The following is a 23361-nucleotide window of genomic DNA, read 5'->3' on the forward strand; positions in this document are numbered from 1 at the left end:
GTGTATCGCGCTGAGAGGAAATGGCAAAAGCAATGAGCGGACAAAAACCCGTGACCCCTTCACCAGACGGTCTGGCGGCTTCGGTCAAAGCGGCCAAAACGCGGGGTTTGCCGCCCGTTCACCTATGGAATCCTCCGTTTTGTGGCGATCTGGACATTCGGATCGCCAAAGATGGCACTTGGAGTTATCTAGGGTCACCGATCAACAGGGTCGAGCTTGTTAAGCTATTTTCCTCAATTCTTAAGAAAGAAGAGGGTGGGTACTTTCTCGTCACTCCCGCTGAAAAGGTGGGAATCACCGTCGAGGATGCGCCGTTTGTTGCCGTTGATTTTGAGCATGAGGGACAAGGCGAAGCCCAACGTCTGACTTTTACGACGCAAGTGGGCGATACAGCCATCGCCGGGCCCGATCACCCGATCCGCATTGTCCTAAATACGGAAACTGATGAGCCCTCACCCTACATATTGATGCGCGCGAATCTTGAGGCGCGCATTGATCGCAAGAGCTTTTACCGGTTGGTCGAGATCGCCAGACATCACGACGGTTGGTTTGGTGTCTGGTCGGACGGCCAGTTTTTCCCACTGATCGCATCTGATGTGCTAGAGGATTGAACCGGTCGCGGCTTGCGGTCCTGCGCCAGCACGACTGCAAGCGCCACCAGCGACGCGCCCAGCGCGCGGGTCCAGTTCCAGTCCTCGCCCAGCGCCATCATGATCACCATCACATAAAATGGTGCGATATTGATGTGGAATGACGCCAGGGCGACCCCTAGTTTTCCCACTGATGCTATGAAGAAAAATTGGCTCAGGCCCAGTGAGAACAGTGCGTAGAACACCAACATACCCATCTGCGCCACATCTACGGGGCGTGTAGGCAAGACCTCTAGCCCCAGCAATCCGGCTAACGGCACCAGAATGGCTGCGGTCGACAATCCTCCGACCAATGTAATGGTGCTACGGCCCAACTGGCTAAGCTCGGGGAAGTCGCGCGCAGTGGCCATGCTGGCCCAACAGAACAGCGCGGTAGACACCACTGCGCACATCGCGCCCAGTCCTAATTGTGCCGGTGCCACCGCGCTGGTGGCAATCAGGCCGCCAATGATTGAAATCACCAATCCCAGCGCAAAACTCCAGCGCAATCGCCGCGTTCCCGCCACAAGCTCCATGATCGTAGCGATCAAAGGCGCACACGAGGCGATAATGGCAACGGTAACTGGGTCGGTCAGCTTCTGCGCTACAAGGATCAGGAACATCCCCGACCCTAGCCCCAAACCGCCGACCAGGAGGGCATGGCCCCAACGGGCGCGCAATACCTGAGCCGGTCCGTCCAGAATCAGCCAGATTGGTACCATGACCAACACCGCAAGAGACATCCGTGCCGCGAACAGTGCGATAGGTGGCCAGCTTTGCAATAGGATCTCAGCCGCCGGGAACCCCGCCGCCCACGTCAGCATCGAAGCCACCGCCAGCGTATTTCCGGTGAACGCGGTCTGTCGACCGTCAGATACAGCTATAGCGGTCCCGCGCGCGGGTTCAGGGCTCATGGCCATCGTGATCAGACCTTATTGTTGGCGCGGCCCTCGCAACGGGATACCGCTTGAGCCTGATGGTCCCTGATTCGAAAGCCTTTATCTGGCCGATTTTCGACAATCTGTCGTTTTCAGTCTCTTTCACGTGGCCGTCGTGATCGCTAGGCTCTGCAAAGTTCGACACCAGATGCCCGATGCCCAGATTTGCCGCCAATCTTTCACTGCTGTTTGCAGAACTGCCCTATCTCGACCGGTTTCAAGCCGCCGCGCAGGCCGGGTTTACGGCTGTTGAAATTCTCTTCCCCTACGACCTCGCAGCCAAAGAGACCCGCCGCGCGCTGCTGTCCAGCGGGCTTGATCTGGTGCTGATCAACGCCCCGCCCCCGAATTATACCGGCGGTGAACCGGGTTACGCCGCCATGCCCGGCAGCTCCGACCGGTTTAAGTCCGATATCCGGCGCGTTCTGCGCTACGCGGATGTGCTGCGGCCAGAGATGATTCACGTTATGTCCGGATTTGCTTCTGGTCCCGAGGCCCTGCGTTGTTTTGTCGAGAACCTGCAATGGGCGGCAGATCTTGCGCCGGCACAGCGGTTTACAATCGAACCGCTCAACCCCGTATCGCAACCTGGTTACTTCTTGAACAATTATGATCTGGCCGCCGAAGTGCTGGACCGCGTCGACCGCGCAAATGTCGGCCTACAATATGACAGTTTTCATGCACAGATGATCCACGGCGATGCGCTGGCGATTTGGCACCGTTTTCAGCCCCGTATTGTCCATGCACAGATCGGGGCTGCGCCGGATCGCTCGGAACCCGGGCTGGGTACAATGGACTTTGCCGCGTTGTTTGCTGCGATGGACCAGTCGGATTACAGCGGCTGGGTCAGCGCCGAATACAACCCCTCAACTCGGCGGACTGAGGACTCACTGGCTTGGATACAGTATTAAACCCTATATGAACGCTGGATTTTCAGACTGAAATGGCGCAATTGAGGGCATCGACACGCCAAGGATGCCCCGCATGATATCTGCCCGCTATGCCAATGCCCTGTTCGCCTTGATCATGTCCGGCCTGATGTCCTGCGTCGTCACCGGCATAGCCACGCTAAAAGCTATCGGCTTCAGCCCTTCAACACTCGGAGACTGGATGGCCTCTTGGGCCTTTTGCTGGCCTATCGCCTTTACCGTCATCCTGACGCTGGGCCCTTTCGTAAAACGCCTGATCGCCCGCCTGGTCAGGCCAGAAGCCTGACCCGCTGCAAAGAGGGCCCGCAGGGCTTGATGAGCAGCGCCGCCCCTAATGGGCCTCGGCCCAGTTCGCGCCTTGTCCGGCATCCGCGACCAGCTTAATATCCAGCTTCACTGCCGGATCTGCTGCCCCTTCCATCACCGCGCGCGCGACCGAAATGGTTTGATCAACAGCCTCTTCAGCCACTTCGAACAGCAGCTCGTCATGCACCTGCAACAGCATCTTGGCGGGCAAGCCGTTGATCGCATCCGGCATCCTCACCATCGCGCGCCGGATCACATCTGCTGCCGTCCCTTGGATCGGAGCATTGATCGCAGCACGACGCGAGAACCCCGCATGCGGCCCCTTGGCATTGATCTCGGGTGTATGGATTTTCCGGCCGAACAGGGTCTGGACATAGCCATTCTCTTTGGCAAACGCGATCGTGTCGTCCATATAGCGCCGGATGCCCGGGAAACGTTCGAAATAGCGATCGATGAAACCCTGCGCATCCGCCCGGGGAATGCGCAGATTGCGCGCCAGCCCAAAGCCCGAAATGCCGTAGATCACACCAAAGTTGATCGCCTTGGCCTGACGACGGATATCCGGCGTCATCTCGTCCAACGGAACATCAAACATCTCGGACGCCGTCATTGCGTGAATGTCCAAACCATCCGCAAACGCCTGTTTCAGGGTCGGAATATCGGCGATATGGGCCAGAATCCGAAGCTCAATCTGGCTGTAATCAAGGCTGACCAGCACATTGCCCGGCTCGGCAATGAACGCCTCACGTATGCGCCGACCTTCCTCAGTCCGCACCGGAATGTTTTGCAGGTTCGGATCGGTCGAGGCCAAACGGCCCGTATTCGCCCCCGTAATCGAATATGACGTATGCACCCGGCCCGTATCAGGATTGATATGGGTCTGCAGCGCGTCCGTATAGGTCGATTTCAGCTTGGAGAGTTGCCGCCAGTCCAGCACCCGGCGCGGCAGTTCATGTTCGGTCGCGAGGTCCTCAAGAATGTCCGCCCCGGTCGAGTACTTACCGGTCTTGCCCTTCTTGCCGCCCTCAAGCCCCATTTTGTCGAACAGGATTTCACCCAGTTGCGCTGGCGAACCGACGTTAAAGTTCTCACCCGCCAATTCGTGGATTTCAGCCTCTAACCCGGCCATCTTCTGCGCAAATGCATTTGACATTCGGCTGAGAACATCGCGATCGACCTTGATGCCATGCATCTCCATTTCTTTGAGAACCGGCACCAATGGACGTTCAAGTGTTTCATACACCGTCGTCACCTGCACCTGATGCAACTGCGGCTTGAACAATTTCCACAGGCGAAGGGTGATGTCCGCATCCTCGGCAGCGTAGGCCGTGGCCTTGTCAATCGGCACCTTGTCGAAAGTGATTGCAGACTTGCCCGAGCCAAGCAGAGGTTTGATGGGAATCGGCGTATGGCTCAGATAGCGTTCAGATAGCGTATCCATGCCATGCCCATGCTCACCGCCGTGCATGGCGTAGGACATCAGCATCGTGTCGTCGATGGGGGCAACGTCGACGCCGTATCGCTTAAAGATTTTGGCATCGTATTTCATGTTCTGTCCGATCTTCAGGATCGACGGATCCTCAAACATCGGTTTCAGCAAGTTTAGAGCCTCATCCAGCGGCATCTGTCCATCGGCCAGCGCATCCGATCCGAACAGATCATCGGTCGCGCTTTCACGGTGAGTCAACGGGATGTAACAAGCCTCACCCGCCTCGACACATAGCGAAATCCCGACCAAATCGGCGATCATCTCATTCAGGCCAGTGGTCTCGGTATCCACCGCAACCCAGCCGCGCTCGTAGGCCTGATCGATCCATTTCTGCAAAGCCGCTGCATCGCGCACGCATTCGTATTTCGTTGCATCAAATGGGACGTCTTCGGCCTGTGACTCCGCCTCGGGCGTGGATATATCGGGGATGACAGGGGACTCGACGCCCAGCTTGTCAGCAATGCGTTTGGTGAGCGTCCGAAATTCCATCTCTGCCAGAAACTTCATCAAAGTCTCAGCATCGGGATCCTTCACCTCAAGGTCATCCAGAGTGAAATCCAACGGTGTGTTTTCATCCAATTGCACAAGTTTCTTCGAAAGCTCGATCTGGTCGCGCTTATCGATCAGAGTCTGGCGGCGCTTGGGCTGTTTGATCTCTTCAGCGCGATCCAGCAGGGTTTCCAGATCGCCATATTCATTGATCAACAGCGCTGCCGTCTTCACACCAATGCCCGGAGCGCCCGGTACGTTATCCACCGAATCCCCGGCCAAAGCCTGCACATCGACAACCCGCTCGGGCCCGACGCCGAACTTCTCAACCACCCCGTCGCGATTGATGCGCTTGTTCTTCATCGCATCCAGCATCTCGACACCGCCACCCACAAGCTGCATCAGGTCTTTGTCAGAACTGACAATGGTCACCCGCCCACCGGCCTCACGCGCCTGAACGGCGAGGGTCGCGATAATGTCGTCGGCTTCATAGCCTTCAAGTTCTTTGCAGGCGATGTTGAACGCCTTGGTGGCTTCGCGAGTCAGCGGCATTTGCGGGCGCAAATCCTCGGGCATCGCTTCACGGTTGGCCTTGTAGAGATCATACAGGTCATTACGGAACGTATGCGAGCCCTTGTCGAAGATCACCGCAACATGGGTCGGCGCATCCGGCCCGGCGTTCCCTTCGACATATTTCTGCAGCATGTTGCAAAAGCCCGACACGGCCCCAATTGGTAGCCCATCCGATTTCCGCGTCAACGGCGGTAAAGCGTGATAGGCGCGGAAGATAAAGGCTGATCCATCAATCAGATGCAGATGGCAGCCTTTTCCGAATTGGGTGGTGGTCATATGAGGCTCCTGCGCTGGGTTGCGCCAAGTTGTACAGAAGGGCTGCACGAAAGACGAGGCCGCCTGGCCAATTCGTTGCGACCTAATTTGCCCGTGGTCTGGCCTTAGCTATTCGAAAAGGTGCGCTTATCCGCATTCCAAGCCAAACCTGCTTTTTGCGCGATCAACGAGAACTGTTTGTTCAGCGAGCGATCATTCAGACGTTGGGACAGGCTGCGCAGTGGGATGAGGTTCCGCTCACCATATCCATCGATCAGGAAGCAGGCCGGACCAGCGCCCCTTGTCCCGTAGACAATATTCGAACTTTTGACGTCGCGCGCGACGATGTGAAGGTCAAACATCTGCCCGACGAATGCATTCAGCGCATCTAAAACCGGGGCGTCCAATCCACTACGGCAGACTTCATACAGCTTTGGTGCAAGCCCGCCATCAAGGCCAGAAATGCGCTCAACCACAACCCCCGCCCCATGCGTCGTCTGAACCACGCCCAACATCCTGGACAGGGGTGAACGCTCAATTTCTGTCCCGAGTTTCAGCGATACCCGCAGCTCGCATTCCAGCTCTTTTAGCGTGCTGCGATACTGCGCCTCGGGGAACAGTTTCCATGCCAGTCGCTTGCCAAGCCTGTGCGAGACACGATCTTGGGACCGGGTAAAAACTTTGATCAGAAGGTCAGGATGACCGGGAAAGTCATAGACACTGCGCACAGTCCCGTTCGCGATTGGCTGGCTGTCGGAAAGGTCAATCGTTTTGGCTGTGAACAGCATTATCCATCCTCGCCAGTTACGACCGCCTGCCGTCCTGATCGCCCTTACGCGTCCTGACCAGAGTCCTCACCACGCAGCACGTATTTGCAATCGCAATAGGGGCACTCGACCCAACCAGTGTCTTCGGGAATCTGCAGCCAGACGCGCGGATGACCCAGCGCACCCTCGCCACCATCGCAGGCGACGCGGGTAATTTCGACAATCTTGGTTTCCGGCGCTTCGATGGTCACGGCTGGCGATCCTTCTTTGGTTGTCGGCCTCGCGGGCATGTATTAGGTGCGTTTATGGGCGATGAGCAAACCGGGGGCAAGGGCCACATGTCCGATGCGGCAATCACAATCAGATCACTGCGCAAGACCTATCGCGGCGGCAAGGGCCAGCCCGAGAAACAGGCTTTGAAAGGGATCGACCTGACGGTGCCGCAGGGGTCCGTTTTCGGTCTGCTTGGCCCGAATGGAGCCGGCAAATCGACCCTGATCAACATTCTGGCGGGGCTGGTGGTCAAAACGTCTGGCAGCGTCTCGATCTGGGGCTTCGACCAGGATCAAAACCCGCGCCAATCCCGCGCCGCCATCGGCGTGATGCCTCAGGAATTGAACCTTGATCCGTTCTTTACACCTCGAGGCGCATTAGAAGTTCAGGCCGGGCTGTACGGTGTTCCCAAGTCTGATCGGCGAAGCGATGAGATCCTCGACCTCGTTGGCCTTGCCGACAAGGCCGAGGCCTATGCGCGCACGCTCTCGGGCGGAATGCGGCGGCGTCTGCTGCTGGCCAAAGCGCTGGTGCACCATCCCAAGATTCTGGTGCTCGACGAACCCACGGCGGGTGTGGATATTGAACTGCGACAGATGCTTTGGGCCAATGTGCGCAAGCTGAACGAACAGGGCATGACCATCATCCTGACCACGCACTATCTGGAAGAAGCGCAAGAGATGTGTGACGAGATCGCCATTATCAATCACGGCGAAAAGATCGCACAAGACAGCACGGCTAATCTGCTGGGCCGCATGGACAGCCGAACCATGGTGATCGTGCCGGATAGCCCCATACAGACTCTGCCTGTAGCGGATAACGTGACTGCGGCGCAACGTGAGAACGGCGACCTTGTGCTGCAATACCACAGCAACCTAACTACAGCCGAGCAGGTGCTGGAATCTGTACGTCAGGCCGATATTCGCATTCAGGACGTCCGCACTGAAGAAGCTGATCTTGAGGATGTGTTCCTTGCGTTGACCTCCAGCCGGGTCGACGACGCAACTGTCAACGACCCGAACCAACCACATCGGGGGATGCACCGCGTCAAGCTTTAGACACGATCGATCCGTGCGTGATAACAGTTGTTCAGAGCAGATCGGATGTGGATGTAAGCGACATCAGCGCGGGAGAATATTTTTTTAGCCGCCTCATGCAACTGCGCCTGTGGGGTGATGATCCCGGTTCCATAGACAATTCGGTCGTCCGGACCATACCCTTTGATCAGGTATTTGGGCGAGTCGGTCAACGCCTCGGGCAGCACATCCTCACTTTCATAGCGCGCGCAGGGGTCGGCACAAAGGAAGATCGGTCCAGTCTCTGCATAAGGCTGCGTTTCCGGGAAGGGTCGGTGCGCCAACACCAGCATCTCTTTACCTTCCGGTATGTATTTCAAACAATGACGGCATGGGTTGCCCGCCCCATTGGAAATCGCACGCTCTGGTTGGTTTCCATATCCATCCGGCGCACCGGCGCGATATGCCTGAACCTGCTGTGTTGGTAGGGCTGAAATTCCGTGCATGATGTTTCTCCTTGATTTGAGATGATCATGGCAATCGCTTGTTTTGGACTCGACCCGTTTCCTGCGTATTGCAAAATCTGCAACCCTGCCTGCAAAAGAATGTTAGCGATAAAATAAGGGCTACCCGTCAGACCAATTTGGGTCTAAGCAAACATCAAACACCCCAAACGATCCATCTATGATTGAGGCTTTTGTCATGAGCGCTCAGAACTCCACCCTTCGTGGGCTTGCCTTTGCGTTCTTAGGCTTTGCCGTCTTCGCGACGCATGACGTGCTGATCAAGGTGCTGGGTGGCACCTATTCGGTTTTGCAGATCATCTTCTTTGCGACGCTGTTTTCCTTTGTCCCCATGGCAGTAACAATTCTGGCCGATCGGACCACTGGGAATTTCCTGCCGCGGCATCCGTGGTTGGTGCTGTTGCGATCAGCGACGATGATCATGGCCATGTCTTGTGCCTTCTACGCTTTTTCGGTGCTGCCGCTGGCCGAAGTCTATTCCCTGCTATTTTCCTTTCCGCTGATCGTAACTGTTCTGTCGATTCCGATTCTGGGTGAGGTGGTCCGTGCCCAAAGGTGGGCGGCCGTGGGCGTCGGCCTGGTCGGCGTCCTGATCGTCCTGCGCCCTGGCGCGACCGAGATCACCCTGGGCCATTTAGCGGCTCTGGCAGCAGCCTTCTGCAGCGCATTTGCTTCGGTTCTTGTCCGCAAAATCGGGAATGAAGAACGCTCTGCCGTCCTGATCCTTTATCCTATGCTGCTGGCCATCGCCGTCATGAGCGTCACCCAACCGGCTGTCTATCAACCACCATCATTGCTGCATCTGGCGATGATGGCGTTTGTCGGGGTGTTCTCGGTAATCGCACAGCACCTGATCATCCTTGCTTATCGCGCCGCCCCCGCCGGCGTCATTGCGCCCAGTCAATACAGCCAGATCATCTGGGCCACGATCTTCGGCGTGATTTTCTTTGGCGAGCACCCGGATATCTGGGTCGCCGTTGGCGCAAGTATCATCATCGCATCAGGTGTTTTCGTGGTTTGGCGAGAGAGCCGATCAAACACTACCTCTGCTAATACGCCTGTGCTGCGCGTCAGGTCGCCCCGATCAGATACTGGAGCGACGAGGCCCGGAGAATAAGAAACGGCGCGCATTGCAGCGCGCCGTTCAATCCATTTCAGCCCTTATGGAGCCTTAGTAGACGACCACTGATCGGATACTCTCGCCCTTATGCATCAGGTCGAAACCGTGGTTGATGTCATCCAGGCCCATGGTGTGGGTAATCATGGGGTCGATCTCGATCTTCCCGTCCATGTACCAATCCACGATTTTCGGGACGTCGGTGCGTCCACGCGCTCCGCCAAACGCGGTGCCACGCCATGAGCGGCCTGTTACCAGTTGGAACGGTCGGGTCGAGATTTCGGCACCCGCAGGAGCCACACCGATGATGATCGATTCACCCCAGCCCTTGTGAGCCGATTCCAGCGCTGCGCGCATTACGCCGACATTGCCTGTGGCGTCAAAGGTATAATCCGCGCCGCCCTTGGTCAGGTTGACCAGATACGGCACCAGATCACCTTCGACCTCAGAGGGGTTCACGAAATCGGTCATGCCGAACTTGGTCGCCATTTCCACCTTGGCTGGATTCAAATCAACGCCCACGATCTGATCCGCGCCAGCCAGACGCAGGCCCTGAATCACGTTCAGGCCGATACCGCCCAAGCCGAACACGATGGCACGGCTGCCAATTTCTACCTTGGCAGTGTTGATCACCGCGCCAATTCCGGTGGTCACGCCGCAGCCGATATAGCAGATCTTGTCAAAGGGCGCGTCCTCACGCACTTTGGCGAGCGCGATTTCAGGCAGAACCGTATGGTTCGAGAAGGTCGAGCAGCCCATGTAGTGCAGGATCGGATCGCCATCCAACGTAGAAAAACGCGAGGTGCCATCCGGCATGAGGCCTTGGCCTTGGGTTTCGCGAATTGCCTGGCACAGGTTGGTCTTGGGATGCAGGCAGTATTCGCACTCACGGCACTCGGGCGTATAAAGCGGGATGACGTGATCGCCGGGTTTCAGGCTGGTTACACCCGGGCCGACCTCAAGCACGACACCTGCGCCTTCATGGCCCAGAATGGCGGGAAACAAGCCTTCAGGGTCGGCGCCCGACAGTGTGAATTCATCGGTATGGCAAATGCCTGTCGCCTTGATCTCGACCAGAACCTCGCCCGCTTTGGGGCCTTCAAGGTTTACGTCCATCACTTCCAAAGGTTTGCCTGCCTGAACGGCGACGGCGGCACGGGTACGCATGGTGCTTGTCTCCCTGTCTGTTTTGCCCGACCCTGCGTCAAATACAGGGTTTTTTCAACTGCGCTTTCATGACAGGTTGGCTAAATCTTTGATATTTCAGAAACGACATCACCAGAAAGCCCTGCGCCAATGTACCGTTTATTTCCGATCCTAATTCTTCTGACCGCATGTTCTGAGACCTCTGCACCGCAGGACGCGGCGCTTGAACTAGAGGAGGCACCGGTTGATCTTGCATTTTGTAAGGGAGAACCGTTTGCGAACACCATTGGTGAGCCGGTTTCAACCATACGAGCCCAACTGCCTGAACGGTCGCGCGTTCTGGGCCCGGATGATATTGCCACGCAGGATTATCGCATCGACCGGCTGAACGTTTATGTGAACGGCGCAGGCACAATTCAGAGGCTTACCTGCGGATAGGGTCACTTTGCCCGGTACACCAGAATATCGGGCAAATAATCGATCAGGCGCACAACCCATGAGAACGGTACCGGGAAATCGGTTCGAAACCGGCGACGGGACATGGCGCGCACTACGTGATCGGCCGCATCTTCGGGTGTCATCAGCATCGGCATTTTGAAACTGTTCTTGTCGGTCAGACGGGTCTTGATGAACCCCGGATTGACAATGCGCACCGTCACGCCTGACCCTGCCAGATCGTGCCGCATGGTCTCGGCCAGCGAGATCAGCGCAGCCTTGCTGGCCCCGTACGAGATCGCATTGGGAAGCCCATGATACCCGGCAAGCGACCCGATCAGCGTGATATCACCACTGCCTGAGCCCACAAATCCTGGGACGGTTTCACCCAACACCCGAAGCGCACCGGAATAGTTCACATCGCTGATCGCCAAAGCGGCATCGGTGTCCCAATCTGACGTACTGATCGGCTCATAGGCGCCTGCGTTGTAGACAAGCGCGTCAATTGAGCCAGCCTCCACCACAGCGCGGCGCACAGTGTCGAGATCAGTCACATCCATCGGTACAGCACGTGCATTAGGCAAGGTGCCACAGATTTCATCCAATCGCTCGGCATTGCGAGCAGAAAGGATCAGATGTGCGCCTTCGCGGCTCAGCTTTTCGGCCAAGCAACGACCCAGCCCTTCGCTGGCGCCAATGATCCAATAGGTTTTTCCGTCAAAACTGCTCATGCGTAAGTCTTTTTTCGTACTACTAGGTCGAATACGTTCTGACAGCAGCAATGGATCACGCCCAGCGCTCGTAGCATTCGGCCAGATAACACTACATAGAGCGTCGGAAAAAAACTTCTAACGCGGTTGATCCAAAGCCGCATTCCCTGCGTATCTTGTTGTAAATACCGAATAACGAGGATGGAATGTTCGACGAAACCCGGGGCGTACGCAAGAAAATCGCAGTCATAGGCGCAGGCATTTCAGGTCTCTCCGCAGCTTATTACCTTTCCGAAGACAACGATATAACCGTGTTCGAGGCTGAGCCCCGACTGGGCGGCCACGCCCGCACGGTGATCGCCGGAAAGAACGGAGATCAGCCGGTAGATACCGGTTTCATCGTCTTCAACTATGTCACATACCCCTATTTGACCCGGCTGTTTGATGAGCTGAACGTGCCAGTTACCAAAAGTGAGATGAGCTTTGGCGCAACTATCGACAATGGCCGCATCGAATATGGGTTGAACAATCTGCGCACTTTGACCGCGCAGAAACGCAACCTCGCGCGTCCAGCCTATTACAAGATGATCGCCGATATCCTGCGGTTTGGCAAAGAGGCCCCCGAAGCCGCGCAGGACGACGACACCACGATCGGTGAGCTTGTGGATCAACTGCGTCTCGGCCACTGGTTCCGGCACAATTATCTGATGCCGATGTGCGGCGCGATCTGGTCAACTCCGGTCGAGTTCGTCGATCAGTTCCCAGCCCGCTCGCTGGTGCAGTTCTTCCGCAATCACGCGCTGCTGGCCTCGGGCCGTGCCAATCAGCACCAGTGGTACACCGTGAAAGGCGGCAGCATCGAGTATGTCCGCCGGATCGAAACTGCGCTACGTGCGCGCGGTGCTGACATCAGACTGTCCGCACCCGTGCAGCGGATCGAGCGGCATGATCTGGGCGTCACCGTCCATGCAGGAGGTGAGGCCGCTCTGTTTGACGAAATCATACTGGCAACCCATTCCGATCAGTCTCTCGCCATCTTGGGTGATGCAGCGACCGAAGCGGAAAAAGCGGCGCTCGGCGCGATTAGATATCAACCGAACAAAGCTATCCTGCACTGTGATCCCCGCCAAATGCCCAGGCGGCGTGCTTGCTGGTCCAGTTGGACCTATCGATCGCAAAAGGGCAATGTTGGGGTCACATATTGGATGAATCGGCTTCAGAATATCCCCGACAGTGACCCACTGTTTGTGACCCTGAACGCCGCATCAGACATTCCCGCGGACAAAATCTATGACGAGGTCGAGTTCGCCCATCCGGTGTTCGACAAAGCCGCCCTGCGCGCGCAAGGGCAAATCCGCGAGATGCAGGGACAGAACCGAACCTGGTTTGCCGGGGCGTATAATCGGCATGGTTTCCACGAAGACGGGATTGCCAGCGCAATGCATGTTGTCGAGCGCCTCACCGCCATCCCGCAGAGCATCGGAGCTGACAATGGTATCCCTGAAACGGACCTCGCTGTTTCGGCCAGCGTATAGAACCTGTTGCGCTGCGCTGCTGTCACTGGCGCTGATGGTCCCCGGCGGACTGGCGGCTTCGCCTTTGTCGGATGCAATCAAAGACCCTAAGCTGCGCGGCACCGGGACATTCCGTTTTCTGGGGCTGCCGCTCTATGACGCCAAGCTTTACACGCCCGGCGGTGCCGCATTCAGCTGGAATCAGAATTTCGGACTGCAACTGACCTACCGAAAAAACCTGAAACAAAAAGCGCTGGTCGAGTCGACCCTGGAAGAGATGGCCCGACAAGGCAATTCTGCGCCGACGGAAGCCCAATTGCAGGGCTGTTTTCAGGCGGTCAGCAAAGGCGATAGCTATCTGGCCATCGCGCAAGGCCCCAACAGCGTCAGCTTCTGGCGCAATGGAAGCAAAACCTGCACCCTGACAAATCCGGGTATCACACGCAGCTTTATGTCAATTTTTCTGGGTAACAATACACGATCCGCCTCGTTCACACAGCAGTTGAAGGGGCAGTGATGCTGTACCCGCGTGTCAGCCTCTATGCGCTGATGCTTGCTGCAGCAGGTATCCCGCTTTACATCCACCTGCCGCGCTTTGCAGCCGTGAATCTCGGTATCGGGCTGGGGGTCATTGGCACCATTCTGCTGGTCATTCGACTGGTCGATCTGGTGCAAGATCCACTGATTGGCTGGGCCATTGATCGCTGGCCCGGTGGGCAAATGTTGTTTGCCGCCGCCTCTGCGCTGGGTCTGGCGATTGGATTCCCATTGCTGTTTGGTTTGCCAGAAGGGGCAAGTATCGCCGAATTAGTGTCTATTCTGATCCTGTTATTCTCGGCCTACAGCCTCGGGACCATCTTGCTTTATGGCCGCAGCGCCACGCTGGCGAAACAGGCTAGCGCGAAGGAACTGATGACACTAGCCGCCTTCCGCGAAGGCGGACAACTGACCGGAGTTATCATAGCAGCCGCAGCACCCGCTGTGTTCGTGGCGCTTGGCGCAGCCGCGCAAGGGTATCCGGCCTTTGGAGTGTTTCTCGGGCTTCTGAGCGTTGTGACTCTGGCTGTTACCCTGCCAATGTGGCGACGCACGCCGATCACCGGTCAAGGGCTGTCCTTTGCAGGCCTAGGACAGGCAGGGGCTTTACGTCTGCTTGCCCTTGCGTTGGTCAACAGCCTGCCCGTCGCCATTACCTCGACCCTGTTTCTGTTCTTTGTTGAAGATCGGCTGCAACTGCCAGGCAAAGCGGGGCCATTGCTGATCCTGTTCTTCCTCAGCGCCGGGCTCAGCGTTCCGTTCTGGGCCAGGCTCAGCAATCGGATTGGCCCGAAACAGACTCTGAAGATCGCCATGCCGCTGGCCATTCTCGGCTTTGTCGGGGCCGCTCTTCTAGCCCCCGGGGATCTCATCGGTTTCGCCATCATATGCCTCGCATCCGGCGCGGCGCTTGGGGCGGACATGGTTGTCCTGCCCGCAATGTTCTCGGTCGTTCTGACCCGGGCCGGGCTGAACGCATCTGCTGCGTTCGGCATCTGGTCTTTCGCAGGTAAGCTGGGTCTAGCTCTGGCCGCCTTTTTCACACTGCCGCTACTGGAACGCAGCGGCTTTACACCTGGACAGGCCAATTCTGCCGAGGCTTTGAATACACTCACCCTCGCCTATGCGGTGCTGCCCTGCATCTTGAAACTCGGAGCGTTTGGCATGGTCCTGACCCTCCCGACAGAGGTCTCTGCCAAATGAAAACGCTCCTGATCTGTCTGCTTGCGATTTTTGCGCTGTTTGCTGTGAAGAACCGGTTCCTCAGTTTCCGCTCGCAATCACCTTCCGACTACAGCGGAACCGGGCCTGAGTTTTCGCTGAAGAAGAACCTGAATGGAGAGATCCTGTCGGAAGGGCTGATCTATGGCCCTAACGGCAAGATGTCGAACAGCTTTGTCGCGCGTATGGTCGGCGAATGGGATGGCAACACCGGTACGCTTTCCGAGTATTTCACCTATTCCAACGGCAAACAGATGACCCGCAAATGGCATCTGACGTTGGGCACGGGCAACACTTTCACCGCAACAGCGGACGATATTGTCGGCGAGGGCAAAGGCGTGATTTCGGGCTCAACCGTCAAGCTGACCTATCGCATCATCCTGCCCGAGGACGCGGGCGGGCATACACTGGATGTGACCGACTGGATGTATCTGACGGAGAACGGTGTAATCATGAACCGGTCCGAGATGCGAAAATTCGGGATCAAGGTGGCCGAGCTGGTCGCCACGATGCGCCCTGCGCCTGAAGTGAAATCCACCCAGCTGCATGGCGCAAACGGCCACGATACAGACTCTGAGCTGAGGGTTTTGCAATGATCGCCCGCCGTACCCTTATTGCAGGTGTCGCGATCGCGGGGTTGGCCATCCTCGCCGCATGCTCGGCCAAACCGCGTATACCAAAATCGTTTCTGTCAGATCGTCAGCTGAACCTTGAAGAGTTCTTCGAAGGTAAGACTGTCGCTTATGGTCAGTTTCAGGATGTACTAGGTAATGTCCCGCGTCGCTTCCAGGTCGATATTGACGGCACATGGGACGGAGAGACTCTGACGCTTGTCGAAGATTTCGTCTATGACGATGGTGCGACCGAACAAAGGATCTGGACCCTGACCAAGACCGGCGATGACACCTGGACCGGCACCGCTCCCGGTGTGCTGGGCACAGCCAGTGGGGTCGAAAGAGGCGATACGTTTAACTGGAAGTACAAAATCGACCTGCCCGTCAAAGACGGCACCATGCGTGTCAATTTCGATGACTGGATGTGGTTGTTGTCGGATGACCGGTTATTGAACCGAGCCTATGTTTCGCGTTTTGGCGTAAGGCTGGGTGAAGTCATATTGTACTTCGAGAAGAAGTAGTCACCCCGCCAGCACAGCCAGCGGGGCAAAAAAGTATCAGACGGTTCCGCCCAGACTGCCTTCAAGCTCGACCATCTCCTGACCACCGGCCATCAGGTCCTGCAGCTCTTCAGGGGTGATCTGGCCACGCTGCGCCGTACCCAGCGTTTGACCGCGGTTGAGTACCGTGAACCGGTCCCCCACTGCCAACGCATGGCGGACGTTATGAGTAATAAAGACCACCGCGATCCCCTGCTTGCGCACCTTGTCGATGGTCGCCAGAACGTTGGCTGTTTGGCGCACCCCAAGGGCCGAGGTCGGTTCATCCAAGATCAGAACCTTCGCCCCGAAATGCACCGCCCGCGCGATGGCGACGGTCTGGCGTTCACCACCTGACAGCGTGCCCACCGCCTGATCAGGGCCGCGCAGGTTGATCCCCATTTTCTTCATCTCTTCCATCGTGACCTTGTTGGCATAGTCATGATCAAAAAAGTGAAGAGGTCCGACCTTCTTTACCGGCTCATTACCCATGAAGAAGTTGCGCGAGACCGACATCAACGGGATCATGGCCAGATGCTGGTGCACGGTTGCGATCCCGGCCTCGATGGCATCACGCGGGTCGGCGAAATGCATGGGGTGGCCTTCGAACAGAATCTCTCCATGCGTAGGCTGGTGCACGCCCGACATGGTTTTGATGAAGGTCGACTTGCCAGCACCGTTGTCGCCGAGAAGGCAGTGGCATTCACCGGGGAACACGTCCACCGAGACACCCGCCAGCGCGATCACGCTGCCGAAGTGCTTTTCGATGTTTTTCATCTGGATGATGGGTTCATGTTCGGGATTCATATCAACGCTCTCCCGTGATGATGCGGCGAATATAGGTGTTGAGGATCACAGCCCCCAGCAGGATCACCCCAAGGAAGACCCGGAACAGCGAGCTTTCGACACCGGCAAAGAACAACCCCTGTTGCACCACCCCAAAGATCAGCGCGCCCAGCGCTGCGCCCAGTACCGAGCCGTATCCTCCGGTCAGAAGCGCGCCGCCGATGACCACGGCGATGATCGCCTCGAACTCTTTCAGCAAACCCCGGTCAGCACCAGCCGATCCGAACTCCATCACCTGACAGACGGCAAAGACGGTGGCGCAGAAGGCCGTGAACATAAACATCAGAATCTTGACCCGGTTCACAGGCACACCCGAGTTGCGCGCCGCCTCAGCATCCCCGCCCGAGGCGAAGATCCAGTTGCCGAACCGCGTTTTGGTCAGCAGCACGTGTCCAAAGATGATCAGTGCGATCGCCCAGACGATCAGCATTGGAATACCATCCACAACTGGCTGACCGGCGCGGGTGCCACGCTCGAATACGGCGATAATCCCGGCATCCCCGAGCCATTGGAACAATCCCTGCAAAATTTTACCACCAAAGATCGGCGCCAGCCAATCGCCTTCGGCTGCGTCTTTCACACCGCCGATAATAGTTTTGCGCTCGATCACCTGCGGCAGGAAGATTGTAAAGCCGCGCAAAATGAACAGAAAGGCCAGCGTTACGATAAAGCTGGGCAAACCAGTCCGGATCACGATCCAACCGTTCAGCGCGCCGATTGCCACCGCCATTGCAAACGTGACCAGAATCGCCATCCAGACCGGCCACGCCAGCGTGACCGAAAAAATTGCGATCATCATGCCCGAAAAGCCAATCATCGACCCGACTGACAGGTCAAACTCACCGGCAATCATCAGAAGGCACGCACCTACGGCGATGATCATGAACTGCGCCGAGACAACCGACCAGTTCATCATGCCCTGTGCGTTGAACATGCCGCTGTCAAAAGCGAACAAAAGAAAGAAGGTGAAGACGGCAACGGTGCCAACCATCCCGCCGAGTTCAGGCCGGATCAAGGCCTTGCGCAGCGGCGATATTTCCTTAATCCGTTCGTCGGTTACAGCCGTGTTTTGAGCAGACTCGCTCATTAGAACGCCCCTCCGAGTTAAGCAGTGATTTTGCGTCAGATAGTTGTTGGCGGGCGCCGCTTTGGCGGGGCGCCCGCGCTGTAAGAATCAGCGGTACTCGCCAGCAAATTCTTCGATCTTGGTCAGACCATCAGCAGTTACGAAGCCGGGACCCGAATTGATATTGTTGCCCGGCAAAACGCCATAGCGGTGATAGTTGGTCATCACAACAACCGGCAGGTAAGCCTGCAGGAAGGGCTGCTGATCAATTCCCCACTGGATCACGCCAGACTTGATGCCTTTGACAATCTCACCACCCAGATCGAAGGTGCCGAAATAGATGTCACCGGCCATACCATTTTCTTCCAGCGCCAGAATTGTCGGATCAGCCGAGGTTGGACCCAGTGTCAGAACCGCATCAGTATCCGGGTTCGCCGACAGATAGGCCAGCACGCGGTTCTTGATCTCGGCTGGGTCCTGGCCGGCGTCGATCATCTGATCCCCCAGTTCAATGCCCAAGCCGTCTGCAAAGCCCTGACAACGTTCCTGGCTTGAGGGCTGAACGATATAGTGGTTCACACAAAGGAACGAGCCGATGCCGTCACCCTTGGCGCGCTGGCCTGCAGCAAACCCGGCATCATATTCGGGCTGACCCACATACATCAGGGCACCAACTTCCCGGGCCTGATCCGGCGTACCAGTGTTCATGATGATCACATCAACGCCCGCATCGACCGCCGATTTGATCGGTCCGCTCAGCACATCATAATCCGCCAACGTGGTTATGATCCCGTTCGGACCCGAAGCAGCCGCCTGATCGATAATCCGCGCCATATCGGCAAGGTCGCCAGTGGGCGGATTGCGGTATTCGACTTCGACACCCATCTGGTCGCCTGCCAGCGCGATGCCGTTCTTGATCGTGTTCCACCAGCTATCGCTGTCTGGCGCGTGGCTGACCAGAATGTATTTCTCACCTTCCGCCGCAGCGCCCGTGGCTGCGATCAGAGGCGTCGCAGCTACCGCCGCCGCCAGCGCCAACTTCTTCGTCAGTGAAGTCATGATGTCCTCCCAAAACTCATGTTATCGCGGATTGAGGCAGTCCTTCGCACCTCTCCGACTCGAGTTAGAGCATATCTGCCAAATTTTTGCAACCGGTTGCAAACGGTGTCAGATGTGTTTCATACTGTATCTGCCAAAGAATACAGGTAAAAGGACTGCCACTAAACGCAGGAAGGTCAGACGGATCATGGCTGTCACATTGAAAGAGGTTGCAGAACGCGCCGGCGTTTCACGTTCGGCGGTGTCGCGCACTTTCACCGATGGGGCCTCGGTATCCTACAAGATGCGCCGAAAAGTCGAGAAGGCCGCGCGTGAGCTGGGATACAGCCCAAATGCACTGGCTTCATCTCTGACCACAGGCCGAACTAAGCTGATCGGTCTGGTCTCGAACAACTTCCACAACCCGATATTTCTTGAAGTTTTCGACCTCTTTACCAGGGGGCTGCAGGACCGAGGCCTGCGCCCGTTGCTGGTGAATCTGACCGACGAGGTTGAACCCGAAAATTCGGTACGAATGCTGCGCCAATATTCGGTCGATGGCGTTGTCGTAGCGTCGTCGACCTTGCCGCCCGGGTTCGCAAAAGCGTTTCGGGATGCTGGCGTACCAGTGGTGCACAGCTTTGGCCGGTCATCCTCTTCACCGCAGGTTCATGTGGTCGGGATCGACAATGTGGAATGCGGACGCATGGCGGCCCGCGAGCTGGTCGCGCGTGGTTACACGAAAGTAGCCTTTCTAGGCGGACCCGAAGCGGCGACCTCGACTCAGGATCGCCATGCGGGCTTCATGTCAGAGATGGCCCGGCATCCTAGCATTGATGTGACCTGCTCGTTTGCTGAGGCTTACTCATTCGATGCAGGTCGTCAGGAAATGCTACGCTTGCTGCAATCTGAGCGGGCTGATGCATATTTCTGCGGTGATGACGTGTTGTCCATCGGGGTGTTGTCCGCAATTCTGGATAGTGGCCTAAAGGTGCCCGAAGACATCGGCATCATCGGCCTGAACGACATGGAAATGGCACGGTGGGAGAATATTGATCTCACCACCATCCATCAGCCGATCCGGCAAATCGTGAGTTCTTCGATCGAGCTGATGGTGGCAACCCTGAACGAACCCGACCGATATCCGGAGGCACGGATATTCCCATGCTCGGTGGTGGAACGGGGCACATTGCGCCCCGTATCTGAGAGTTAACGAAACATCGGCGGCCGGGCATCCATCCACGCGCTGCCCTGTTTCGCCGACTCGACCGCTGTATGCACAGCCGCCATCGACCGCACGCCGTCTGCCGCATTGGGCAAGCCGTCGCGGGTTTCCCCGGAAATTGCATCTGCGAGATCGCAATAGATATTCGCAACCGCCAACGGGAACCCTTCGGGATGCGCAATCGCCACCCGGCTGAGACGTTGCGCGTCATCATGGAGCCCGCCTTCGCCTTTTTCTATGATCTGCAGGCGACCACCAACAGGCGTGTAGATAAGCTGGTTCGGCTGCTCCGACGCCCATCGAAGACCGCCGGTTTCTCCGAACACCTGAATGTCGAACCCGTGCTGCCGACCGATGGCCACCGAAGAAGTCCACAGCCGGCCAACAGCGCCTTTTGTCGTGCGGAAGTTGACCATGGCATCATCTTCAAGTTCACGGCTGCCAATGGTTGAAGCAAAATCTGCAGACAGGGTCTCAACCTCATCATCCGCAATGAATCCGGCCATGTGCATCGCGTGGATACCGCAATCAGCGAACTGCCCGGAAACACCCGCCATCGCCGGATCATAGCGCCAGCGCACGCGTGGATTGTCAGCATCGGTGGCGTCTCCGTGATGGCCGTGGCTGAAATTGGTAACGACCAGACGGACTTTGCCGATCTCACCTGCGCGCACCATCGCACGAGCCTGACGCACCATCGGATAAGCCGAGTAACAGTAGTTTACCGCGCAAATCTTTCCTGATTTCTCGGCGACTTTGACAATCTCTTCGCCCTCTTCCACCGTCATGGTCATGGGCTTTTCGCACAGCACGTTGAACCCGGCCTCAAGGTACGCTTTGGTGATCTCGAAATGCGTCGCATTTGGAGTGGCTACAGTGACCAGATCAATCCGATCCTCGCGCCCGCGCTCACCTTCCAGCATCTCGGTCCAGTCGCCGTAGGCTCGGTCTGCCGCGATACCCAATCTTTGGGCGTATTCGCGACCAATGTCAGGCCTGTGATCCAGCGCTCCGGCGGTGAATTGAAAATGCCCGTCCGCCAGCGCCCCCAACCGGTGCGCCGGTCCGATCTGGCTACCTTCGCCGCCTCCGATCATGCCCCATTTCAGCTTGGTCATGGTCTGGACCTCCTTAACTGAATCCAATTGATTCAAGGTATTCACGATTCTTTCGCGCGTCACTGACAGGGTCGGGATCAAGCGTCGGGTCGCAATCCTGTTCGACCGTGCACCATCCTGTGAAACCTGCGTCTAGCAGCACCTGGCGAACGGTTGGAAAGTCTACGTCGCCTTCACCCAGATTGCAGAAAATCCCCTGCCCGCAAGCATCATAGAAGCCGGTCCGATTGGCAATTACATCCGCTTTCACTGTCGGAGAGATATCCTTGAAGTGCATGTACGAGATCCGATCAACGTAGCGCTTCATGAAGCCGACCGGATCGAACCCGGCATAAGAGTGATGCCCCGTATCGAAGCAAATTTTCAGAAGGCTTTCATCGACCTCGTCCAGCAAACGGATAAGTTCAGGTTCAAAGTCCATGAAGCCCGCAGCATGAGCGTGCATCCCAACGGTCAGCCCGTATTCCTCGGACCCGATCCGCGCGCTTTCAGAAAGGCGATCTCGGAACGCCGTCCACTCGGCCTTGTCCATCTGCTCAGCCTCATCGGCGCGACCAGCGGTTGGCGCGCGGCGGGGTGAGATCGCATCGATCAGCACCATGTGCTTCGCCCCATGTGCTTTCAATGCGCGAGCCGTGCGGTGGGTGGCGTCCAGCACGTCTTCCCACGCGTCGCGGTCGTGATAGTTGCGGAACACAACGCCACCGATCAGTTCAAGATCATGCTCGGCCAGCGCATCGGCCAGCACCGCAGGGTCTTCGGGCATGAAGCCCACCGGGCCGAGTTCGATACCCTTATACCCGGCCGCAGCGCATTCGCTGAGAACTGTTTTCCAATGCGGATTGCGCGGGTCCTGCGCAAATTCTACGCCCCAGGAACAGGGCGCATTGCCAATTCTGATGCTCATCTTGTCTTGTCTCCGATGCTCAGAAATCTTCGATATTTTTCCAGCTTTCATCCGCTGACGATGCCAATGCCGCAGCAACGACCCGGTTGACTTCATGCCCGTCGTGGAAGGTCGGCCAAACCGGTTTACCTGTCTCGATTGAACGCAAGAAATCGCGTGCTTCGATGATTATCTGGTCCTGATAGCCCGTGCCATGGCCAGGGCCCTGACAGAACGGCTCATAGTCCGGGTGTGCGGGGCCGGTCAGGATCTTACGAAAGCCACGCTCAGCTTCGGGACCCTCCATACGGTAGAGCCACAAAACGTTCTGGTCTTCCTGATCAAAGCGGATCGCACCCTTGGTGCCACTGATCTCATAGGCATAGCCCATCTTGCGCCCCGTCGCGATTCGACTGATATAGATCGATCCCATTGCTCCGTTCGCGAACCGCACCATCATCTGAGCGTGGTCGTCATTGTCAACTTCGCCACCCGGGCGGCTATTGTGCACGGTTTCGACCTCGGCCATCACGCGTGAAATCGGGCCGATCAAAGCCAGTGCAGCATTGATCATATGAGGCGCAAGATCACCCATCGTTCCGTTCGACATTCCTGTTGTACGCCAGGTTGCCGGGGCTTGAGGGTGCGCGTAGAAATCTTCGGTATGCTCACCCCGAAACCATGTGATGTCGCCGATCTCTCCTTCGGCTATCAGAGCGCGAGCGTATTGGCTGGCCGGGGTGCGGATATAGTTGAAACCAACCATGTTGGCCAAGCCCGAGGCCTCGGCCGCTGCTGACATCGCCGCACCATCCTCCAGCGACGCGCCCAAAGGCTTTTCACACAGCACCGGTTTGCCCAGCGCAAACGCTGCCTGAGCGATCTCGCGATGTGTTTCCGGAGGCGTGGCGATCACGACGGCCTCGACCTTCGGGTCGTTCACCAACACACGCCAGTCATCCGTCGAGCGCGCGAATCCATAGGCCTGACGATACCGCTCAGCGCTTTCCGGTGACGAGGCGCACACCATCTCTAACCGTGGTCGCAAGGCCGTGTTGAACACCGCCCCAACCGAGGACATGGCGACCGCATGGGCCTTGCCCATATATCCGCCGCCTAGAATGCCAATGCCGATCTCTGCCATTCCGACGCCCTCCCTCG

Annotated in this window: 25 protein-coding genes; 12 read left to right on the plus strand and 13 right to left on the minus strand. The window is 57.2% G+C overall.

Annotated elements, in window-relative coordinates; all coding sequences use genetic code 11:
- The first annotated feature begins 32 nt into the window (after positions 1-32).
- Positions 33-611, plus strand: coding sequence for a DUF1285 domain-containing protein (locus tag ACR0AH_RS09475; RefSeq protein WP_480439072.1), 579 nt, complete (start codon positions 33-35; stop codon positions 609-611).
- Here the strand turns inward: ACR0AH_RS09475 and ACR0AH_RS09480 are convergent.
- Complete coding sequence (locus ACR0AH_RS09480; protein WP_480444204.1) at positions 536-1549, minus strand: DMT family transporter; 1014 nt, start codon at positions 1547-1549, stop codon at positions 536-538. The genes ACR0AH_RS09475 and ACR0AH_RS09480 overlap by 76 nt on opposite strands.
- Before the next feature lie 173 nt (positions 1550-1722).
- On the opposite strand from ACR0AH_RS09480, the gene ACR0AH_RS09485 reads away from it, so the two are divergent.
- Entirely contained in the window at positions 1723-2478 is a 756-nt protein-coding gene (locus tag ACR0AH_RS09485) for a hydroxypyruvate isomerase family protein (protein WP_480591614.1), read from the plus strand.
- 73 nt (positions 2479-2551) lie between these two features.
- Entirely contained in the window at positions 2552-2782 is a 231-nt protein-coding gene (locus tag ACR0AH_RS09490; protein WP_170408576.1) for a DUF2798 domain-containing protein, read from the plus strand.
- Positions 2783-2827: 45 nt separating this feature from the next.
- Here the strand turns inward: ACR0AH_RS09490 and polA are convergent, their stop codons facing one another.
- The 3 genes from polA to ACR0AH_RS09505 form a co-directional block, all read right to left on the minus strand.
- Complete coding sequence (polA, locus tag ACR0AH_RS09495) at positions 2828-5629, minus strand: DNA polymerase I (protein ID WP_480591616.1); 2802 nt, start codon at positions 5627-5629, stop codon at positions 2828-2830.
- Between the two features lie 104 nt (positions 5630-5733).
- Positions 5734-6396 carry a YrbL family protein gene (locus ACR0AH_RS09500; RefSeq protein ID WP_170408578.1) on the minus strand — a complete coding sequence of 221 codons (663 nt, stop codon included), beginning with the start codon at positions 6394-6396 and terminating at the stop codon, positions 5734-5736.
- A 44-nt stretch (positions 6397-6440) separates the two neighbouring features.
- Complete coding sequence (locus ACR0AH_RS09505; protein ID WP_170394974.1) at positions 6441-6626, minus strand: zinc-finger domain-containing protein; 186 nt, start codon at positions 6624-6626, stop codon at positions 6441-6443.
- Positions 6627-6713: 87 nt separating this feature from the next.
- On the opposite strand from ACR0AH_RS09505, the gene ACR0AH_RS09510 reads away from it, so the two are divergent.
- Positions 6714-7706 carry an ABC transporter ATP-binding protein gene (locus tag ACR0AH_RS09510; RefSeq protein ID WP_480591672.1) on the plus strand — a complete coding sequence of 331 codons (993 nt, stop codon included), beginning with the start codon at positions 6714-6716 and terminating at the stop codon, positions 7704-7706.
- Here ACR0AH_RS09510 and ACR0AH_RS09515 read toward each other — a convergent pair.
- Positions 7703-8170, minus strand: coding sequence for a DUF1203 domain-containing protein (locus tag ACR0AH_RS09515; RefSeq protein WP_480591619.1), 468 nt, complete (start codon positions 8168-8170; stop codon positions 7703-7705). The two genes, ACR0AH_RS09510 and ACR0AH_RS09515, sit on opposite strands and share 4 nt — an antisense overlap.
- 196 nt (positions 8171-8366) lie before the next feature.
- On the opposite strand from ACR0AH_RS09515, the gene ACR0AH_RS09520 reads away from it, so the two are divergent.
- Positions 8367-9305 carry a DMT family transporter gene (locus ACR0AH_RS09520; RefSeq protein WP_170566842.1) on the plus strand — a complete coding sequence of 313 codons (939 nt, stop codon included), beginning with the start codon at positions 8367-8369 and terminating at the stop codon, positions 9303-9305.
- Positions 9306-9359: 54 nt separating this feature from the next.
- Here the strand turns inward: ACR0AH_RS09520 and ACR0AH_RS09525 are convergent, their stop codons facing one another.
- A complete protein-coding gene (locus tag ACR0AH_RS09525; protein WP_170394983.1) occupies positions 9360-10472 on the minus strand; it encodes an S-(hydroxymethyl)glutathione dehydrogenase/class III alcohol dehydrogenase in 1113 nt (370 codons plus the stop codon).
- A gap of 129 nt (positions 10473-10601) precedes the next feature.
- Here ACR0AH_RS09525 and ACR0AH_RS09530 point away from each other — a divergent pair, with 129 nt between their 5' ends.
- The gene (locus ACR0AH_RS09530; RefSeq protein ID WP_480591622.1) at positions 10602-10889 is read left to right on the plus strand and encodes an I78 family peptidase inhibitor; all 288 of its coding nucleotides are present in this window, start codon (positions 10602-10604) and stop codon (positions 10887-10889) included.
- Between the two features lie 2 nt (positions 10890-10891).
- Here the strand turns inward: ACR0AH_RS09530 and ACR0AH_RS09535 are convergent, their stop codons facing one another.
- The gene (locus ACR0AH_RS09535; RefSeq protein WP_480591625.1) at positions 10892-11617 is read right to left on the minus strand and encodes an SDR family NAD(P)-dependent oxidoreductase; all 726 of its coding nucleotides are present in this window, start codon (positions 11615-11617) and stop codon (positions 10892-10894) included.
- Between the two features lie 185 nt (positions 11618-11802).
- On the opposite strand from ACR0AH_RS09535, the gene ACR0AH_RS09540 reads away from it, so the two are divergent.
- Genes ACR0AH_RS09540 through ACR0AH_RS09560 form a run of 5 tightly spaced genes read left to right on the plus strand, consistent with a single transcriptional unit; the run spans position 11803 to position 16003 of the window.
- A complete protein-coding gene (locus ACR0AH_RS09540; protein ID WP_170426006.1) occupies positions 11803-13131 on the plus strand; it encodes an FAD-dependent oxidoreductase in 1329 nt (442 codons plus the stop codon).
- Complete coding sequence (locus tag ACR0AH_RS09545) at positions 13088-13627, plus strand: hypothetical protein (RefSeq protein WP_170733957.1); 540 nt, start codon at positions 13088-13090, stop codon at positions 13625-13627. Before ACR0AH_RS09540 ends, ACR0AH_RS09545 begins: the two co-directional genes overlap by 44 nt.
- Positions 13627-14850 (plus strand): MFS transporter, encoded by a 1224-nt coding sequence (locus ACR0AH_RS09550; protein ID WP_480591628.1) that lies wholly within the window; start codon positions 13627-13629, stop codon positions 14848-14850. Before ACR0AH_RS09545 ends, ACR0AH_RS09550 begins: the two co-directional genes overlap by 1 nt.
- On the plus strand, positions 14847-15464 hold the full coding sequence (locus tag ACR0AH_RS09555) for a DUF3833 domain-containing protein (RefSeq protein ID WP_170395001.1): 618 nt from the start codon (positions 14847-14849) through the stop codon (positions 15462-15464). The genes ACR0AH_RS09550 and ACR0AH_RS09555 overlap by 4 nt, the downstream gene beginning before the upstream one ends.
- Positions 15461-16003 carry a DUF3833 domain-containing protein gene (locus tag ACR0AH_RS09560; protein ID WP_170395003.1) on the plus strand — a complete coding sequence of 181 codons (543 nt, stop codon included), beginning with the start codon at positions 15461-15463 and terminating at the stop codon, positions 16001-16003. The genes ACR0AH_RS09555 and ACR0AH_RS09560 overlap by 4 nt, the downstream gene beginning before the upstream one ends.
- A 36-nt stretch (positions 16004-16039) precedes the next feature.
- Here the strand turns inward: ACR0AH_RS09560 and ACR0AH_RS09565 are convergent, their stop codons facing one another.
- The 3 genes from ACR0AH_RS09565 to ACR0AH_RS09575 all read right to left on the minus strand — a co-directional run bounded on the left by ACR0AH_RS09565 (position 16040) and on the right by ACR0AH_RS09575 (position 18992).
- Positions 16040-16828 carry an ATP-binding cassette domain-containing protein gene (locus ACR0AH_RS09565; protein ID WP_170395006.1) on the minus strand — a complete coding sequence of 263 codons (789 nt, stop codon included), beginning with the start codon at positions 16826-16828 and terminating at the stop codon, positions 16040-16042.
- A gap of 1 nt (position 16829) precedes the next feature.
- Positions 16830-17954 (minus strand): ABC transporter permease, encoded by a 1125-nt coding sequence (locus tag ACR0AH_RS09570; RefSeq protein ID WP_170408588.1) that lies wholly within the window; start codon positions 17952-17954, stop codon positions 16830-16832.
- 87 nt (positions 17955-18041) lie between these two features.
- Entirely contained in the window at positions 18042-18992 is a 951-nt protein-coding gene (locus ACR0AH_RS09575; protein WP_170395010.1) for a sugar ABC transporter substrate-binding protein, read from the minus strand.
- Between the two features lie 187 nt (positions 18993-19179).
- Between ACR0AH_RS09575 and ACR0AH_RS09580 the strand changes: the two genes are divergently transcribed.
- Positions 19180-20184 (plus strand): LacI family DNA-binding transcriptional regulator, encoded by a 1005-nt coding sequence (locus tag ACR0AH_RS09580; RefSeq protein ID WP_170598225.1) that lies wholly within the window; start codon positions 19180-19182, stop codon positions 20182-20184.
- On the opposite strand, the gene ACR0AH_RS09585 is transcribed toward ACR0AH_RS09580, so the two are convergent.
- Genes ACR0AH_RS09585 through ACR0AH_RS09595 form a run of 3 tightly spaced genes read right to left on the minus strand, consistent with a single transcriptional unit; the run spans position 20181 to position 23344 of the window.
- Complete coding sequence (locus ACR0AH_RS09585) at positions 20181-21314, minus strand: Gfo/Idh/MocA family protein (RefSeq protein WP_480591631.1); 1134 nt, start codon at positions 21312-21314, stop codon at positions 20181-20183. The two genes, ACR0AH_RS09580 and ACR0AH_RS09585, sit on opposite strands and share 4 nt — an antisense overlap.
- Before the next feature lie 13 nt (positions 21315-21327).
- Entirely contained in the window at positions 21328-22221 is an 894-nt protein-coding gene (locus ACR0AH_RS09590; protein WP_480591633.1) for a TIM barrel protein, read from the minus strand.
- 19 nt (positions 22222-22240) lie between these two features.
- Positions 22241-23344 carry a Gfo/Idh/MocA family protein gene (locus ACR0AH_RS09595; RefSeq protein WP_480591636.1) on the minus strand — a complete coding sequence of 368 codons (1104 nt, stop codon included), beginning with the start codon at positions 23342-23344 and terminating at the stop codon, positions 22241-22243.
- Positions 23345-23361: the final 17 nt, after the last annotated feature.

This window comes from Ruegeria sp. AM5 (assembly GCF_056540645.1).

What these genes read in the sequence shown, in the direction of transcription:
- ACR0AH_RS09520 (WP_170566842.1), top strand. Translation starts at nt 8,367, where the DNA reads ATGAGCGCTCAGAACTCCACCCTTCGTGGGCTTGCCTTTGCGTTCTTA.
- ACR0AH_RS09545 (WP_170733957.1), top strand. Translation starts at nt 13,088, where the DNA reads ATGGTATCCCTGAAACGGACCTCGCTGTTTCGGCCAGCGTATAGAACC.
- ACR0AH_RS09575 (WP_170395010.1), bottom strand. Translation starts at nt 18,992, where the DNA reads ATGACTTCACTGACGAAGAAGTTGGCGCTGGCGGCGGCGGTAGCTGCG.
- polA (WP_480591616.1), bottom strand. Translation starts at nt 5,629, where the DNA reads ATGACCACCACCCAATTCGGAAAAGGCTGCCATCTGCATCTGATTGAT.
- ACR0AH_RS09580 (WP_170598225.1), top strand. Translation starts at nt 19,180, where the DNA reads ATGGCTGTCACATTGAAAGAGGTTGCAGAACGCGCCGGCGTTTCACGT.
- ACR0AH_RS09515 (WP_480591619.1), bottom strand. Translation starts at nt 8,170, where the DNA reads ATGCACGGAATTTCAGCCCTACCAACACAGCAGGTTCAGGCATATCGC.
- ACR0AH_RS09590 (WP_480591633.1), bottom strand. Translation starts at nt 22,221, where the DNA reads ATGAGCATCAGAATTGGCAATGCGCCCTGTTCCTGGGGCGTAGAATTT.
- ACR0AH_RS09595 (WP_480591636.1), bottom strand. Translation starts at nt 23,344, where the DNA reads ATGGCAGAGATCGGCATTGGCATTCTAGGCGGCGGATATATGGGCAAG.
- ACR0AH_RS09535 (WP_480591625.1), bottom strand. Translation starts at nt 11,617, where the DNA reads ATGAGCAGTTTTGACGGAAAAACCTATTGGATCATTGGCGCCAGCGAA.
- ACR0AH_RS09570 (WP_170408588.1), bottom strand. Translation starts at nt 17,954, where the DNA reads ATGAGCGAGTCTGCTCAAAACACGGCTGTAACCGACGAACGGATTAAG.
- ACR0AH_RS09490 (WP_170408576.1), top strand. Translation starts at nt 2,552, where the DNA reads ATGATATCTGCCCGCTATGCCAATGCCCTGTTCGCCTTGATCATGTCC.
- ACR0AH_RS09550 (WP_480591628.1), top strand. Translation starts at nt 13,627, where the DNA reads ATGCTGTACCCGCGTGTCAGCCTCTATGCGCTGATGCTTGCTGCAGCA.
- ACR0AH_RS09560 (WP_170395003.1), top strand. Translation starts at nt 15,461, where the DNA reads ATGATCGCCCGCCGTACCCTTATTGCAGGTGTCGCGATCGCGGGGTTG.
- ACR0AH_RS09555 (WP_170395001.1), top strand. Translation starts at nt 14,847, where the DNA reads ATGAAAACGCTCCTGATCTGTCTGCTTGCGATTTTTGCGCTGTTTGCT.
- ACR0AH_RS09540 (WP_170426006.1), top strand. Translation starts at nt 11,803, where the DNA reads ATGTTCGACGAAACCCGGGGCGTACGCAAGAAAATCGCAGTCATAGGC.
- ACR0AH_RS09510 (WP_480591672.1), top strand. Translation starts at nt 6,714, where the DNA reads ATGTCCGATGCGGCAATCACAATCAGATCACTGCGCAAGACCTATCGC.
- ACR0AH_RS09525 (WP_170394983.1), bottom strand. Translation starts at nt 10,472, where the DNA reads ATGCGTACCCGTGCCGCCGTCGCCGTTCAGGCAGGCAAACCTTTGGAA.
- ACR0AH_RS09530 (WP_480591622.1), top strand. Translation starts at nt 10,602, where the DNA reads ATGTACCGTTTATTTCCGATCCTAATTCTTCTGACCGCATGTTCTGAG.
- ACR0AH_RS09475 (WP_480439072.1), top strand. Translation starts at nt 33, where the DNA reads ATGAGCGGACAAAAACCCGTGACCCCTTCACCAGACGGTCTGGCGGCT.
- ACR0AH_RS09585 (WP_480591631.1), bottom strand. Translation starts at nt 21,314, where the DNA reads ATGACCAAGCTGAAATGGGGCATGATCGGAGGCGGCGAAGGTAGCCAG.
- ACR0AH_RS09485 (WP_480591614.1), top strand. Translation starts at nt 1,723, where the DNA reads ATGCCCAGATTTGCCGCCAATCTTTCACTGCTGTTTGCAGAACTGCCC.
- ACR0AH_RS09565 (WP_170395006.1), bottom strand. Translation starts at nt 16,828, where the DNA reads ATGAATCCCGAACATGAACCCATCATCCAGATGAAAAACATCGAAAAG.
- ACR0AH_RS09480 (WP_480444204.1), bottom strand. Translation starts at nt 1,549, where the DNA reads ATGGCCATGAGCCCTGAACCCGCGCGCGGGACCGCTATAGCTGTATCT.
- ACR0AH_RS09500 (WP_170408578.1), bottom strand. Translation starts at nt 6,396, where the DNA reads ATGCTGTTCACAGCCAAAACGATTGACCTTTCCGACAGCCAGCCAATC.